The organism is Streptomyces sp. NPDC127092, assembly GCF_042722475.1.
In the GTDB taxonomy this organism is placed as follows: Bacteria; Actinomycetota; Actinomycetes; order Streptomycetales; family Streptomycetaceae; genus Streptomyces.
In genome coordinates this window covers 1-2634 of the sequence record NZ_JBHXFE010000123.1, presented here as the reverse complement: position 1 = coordinate 2634, position 2634 = coordinate 1, and the positions used below count along the sequence as shown (strand labels likewise).

Annotated in this window: 2 protein-coding genes; both read right to left on the bottom strand. The window is 74.7% G+C overall.

What is annotated here, in order from left to right; translation table 11 throughout:
* Window positions 1–144 precede the first annotated feature (144 nt).
* The gene (locus tag ACFWJO_RS37785) at window positions 145–1296 is read right to left on the bottom strand and encodes a glutamate--cysteine ligase (protein WP_386872663.1); all 1152 of its coding nucleotides are present in this window, start codon (window positions 1294–1296) and stop codon (window positions 145–147) included.
* 203 nt (window positions 1297–1499) lie between these two features.
* Window positions 1500–2384 carry a lytic polysaccharide monooxygenase gene (locus ACFWJO_RS37780; protein ID WP_386872661.1) on the bottom strand — a complete coding sequence of 295 codons (885 nt, stop codon included), beginning with the start codon at window positions 2382–2384 and terminating at the stop codon, window positions 1500–1502.
* Between the last annotated feature and the right edge of the window lie 250 nt (window positions 2385–2634).

Here is a 2634-nt window from a genome sequence, read left to right as displayed (position 1 = left end):
GGGCAACGGATGTCAGCGGGGTCAGGAAACTCCCCTTCTCCCGGGGGGGGGTGGGGAGGGGCGGGGCGGCCTGACGCGTTTTCGGAGGGGGGGGGGCCTAACCCCCCCCCCGGCGCCGTGGCGGGGCCGGCCCCCCGCCCTGCCTCAGGCCGGGAGGGTGCGGCGTACGGCGTCGGCGACCACCAAGGCCAGTCCCGGGTCGCCGTCGTGGGCGGCGCGCTGGAGGTCGGCCCCGGTGCCCCGGGCGAGTAGTTGCGCGACGCCGCGCTCCGCCAGGTCCCGGTCGCCCGCGGCGTCCAGGGCCGGGCCGACGTGGTCGAGCAGGGCCTCCAGGACCTCCGCCGCCGGCGCCGGCTGCCAGGTCAGCGGGTGCAGCAGCGCGTCCCCGAGGCCGTGCCGGCTGGCACGCCAGGCGGCCAGGCGCAGGACGGCGGTCGGCACCGGGTCGGCGTCCAGGCCGGCCCGCCAGGCCCTGGCCTCCGTCTCCACCAGGGCGCGGACGAGGACGGCGAGGAGCAGGCCGTCCTCGACGTGCTGGCACACGTCACCGACGCGGATCTCCACCGTCGGATAGCGGCGGGACAGCCGGGCGTCGAAGTAGACCATGTGGTCGTCGACGAGCACCTCGCTCGCCAGCATCGCCCGGGTGGTCTCCTCGTACGCCTCGACGTCGCCGTACAGCTCGCTGGGCCCGGCCATCGGCCAGCGCGACCACAGCTGGTGGCGCCAGCTCGCGTAACCGGTGTCCCGGCCCTGCCAGTAGGGCGAGTTGGCGCTGAGCGCGAGGAGCGGCGCCAGCCAGGGCCGGATCCGGTCGAGCACGCCGACGCCCTCCTCGGCCGAGGTGAGGTGGACGTGGACGTGGCAGGCACACGTGAGCTTGTCGTCGACGAGCCGGGCGAACCGGTCCTCGATGCGCCGGTACCGGTCGGCCGGGTTGAGCAGCGGGTCGAAGCGCACCGGCGCGGTCGCGAGGGCCGCCACGGCGGCACCGGCCTCCTTCGCGGCGGCCGCGGCCGCGATCCTGGCCTGCCGCAGCTGCTCGTCGAGCTCGGCCGAGGTGACGCAGGGCCGGGTGCCGATCTCCAGCATCTCGCAGAACAGCTCGGCCTTCGCCGGCTCGGCCCGGTCGGAGCGCCGCAGCACGTCGGCGTGCCAGCCGGCGATCTCGGTGACGGTGCCGGAGAGCGGCTGCGGGATTCCGGTCCCGGGGTCGACGAGGAGCAGTTCCTCCTCGACCCCGAACGTGCGCAGCCCTTCTCCACGGTGGTAGGTCCACGGCTGCTCATGGCGCATGGAGGGCACTCCTTCACGGGCGGGGGCGGGCGGGGGGTGCGCGGGACGGCCGTTCGAGAAGAGCTATCCCCAAGCGTGTCCACGAGCGTGCCCGCTCTCACCCGTCCGCGCCGACATGGCGCGAAATGCCGCCCGGGGAGCCGCCCGGGAGGACACCGGAGGGGCGCCCGGTGCGGACGCCCCTGCGTGAGTCGTGTGCGGTGTCAGTTCTCGCCGCGCCGCCGGGTCAGAAGGACGCCGCCCGCGCCGAAGACGGCCAGGGCGCCGGCGCCCGCGAGGGCGAGCGGGAGTGGCGAGGAGGGGGCCTCGGCGGTGCCGGCGGACAGGGCCGGGGCCTGCTCGTCGCCGCCGTGGCCCGCGTGGCTGACCGTCGACAGGGACGCGCCCGCCGCGATCTTCGCCTCCGTCGGGGCCTCTGCCGTGACGGCCGTAGCGCCTCCGAAGGTGACGTCCGAGCAGCTGTAGAAGGCCTCGGGGCTGTCGTTGCGCTGCCAGACCATGTAGACGATGTGGCGGCCGGTGCGGGCCGGGAGGTTGCCGGTGAAGGCGTAGTAGCCGTCGGTCGCGGTGCGGGTGGTGGTGTGGACGGCGACCGGCGTGCTGTCGAGGTCGGACCACTTGAGCGGCTGCGTCGGGTCGAAGCCCGGCTTGGTGAGGTACATCGTCATGGTGCCGGAGTGCGGGGCGGTCACCCGGACCTTGAACCCGAAGGCGCCGGGGCTGACCGCGGTGGCCGGCCAGTCGGTGCGGGCCCAGTCCAGGGCGCGGTACTTCTCCCGGTTGGCCGAGCACAGCCTGCCGTCGGGGATGAGGGCCCGGTGGTTGCCGTCGGCGTTGGCGATGTTGACCTCGTTCCAGTCGTAGAGCGGCTGGGTGCCGGAGTCGGCGACGAGGTCCTTGCACACCTGGGAGTCGGGGGACTCCGGCCCCTCCGCGTAACAGGCCGCGATCCGGCTGACCGGGTTGAACACGGCGCCGTGGGCCTGGGCGGCGGTGGGAGTGAGGGAGACGAGGGCGGCGGCGCCGGCGGCGGTCAGCGCGGTCGCGGCGGCGGCGCGGCGGGTCCGGGAGGTCGTGATGCGGGGCATGCGGGCAGCTCTCTCTCGTGCGTGGGGGAGGACGGGACGAGCAACAGGCCTGCGGCACACGGCAGTTGCAGATGACGTGCACCGCCCCGAGGGTCGCATTGGTCCATACCAATGGGCAAGGGGTGTGACGAGGAAGGCGGGCTCCCCGGTGTGCCGCCGCACACCGGGGAGCCCGCCGCCCCATGGTCGTCCGTCGTGTGCCCGTCAGCCGTTCCCGAGCGCCTGGACGCGGGAGAAGTCCCCATTTACG

What these genes read in the sequence shown, in the direction of transcription:
- ACFWJO_RS37780 (WP_386872661.1), bottom strand. Translation starts at nt 2,384, where the DNA reads ATGCCCCGCATCACGACCTCCCGGACCCGCCGCGCCGCCGCCGCGACC.
- ACFWJO_RS37785 (WP_386872663.1), bottom strand. Translation starts at nt 1,296, where the DNA reads ATGCGCCATGAGCAGCCGTGGACCTACCACCGTGGAGAAGGGCTGCGC.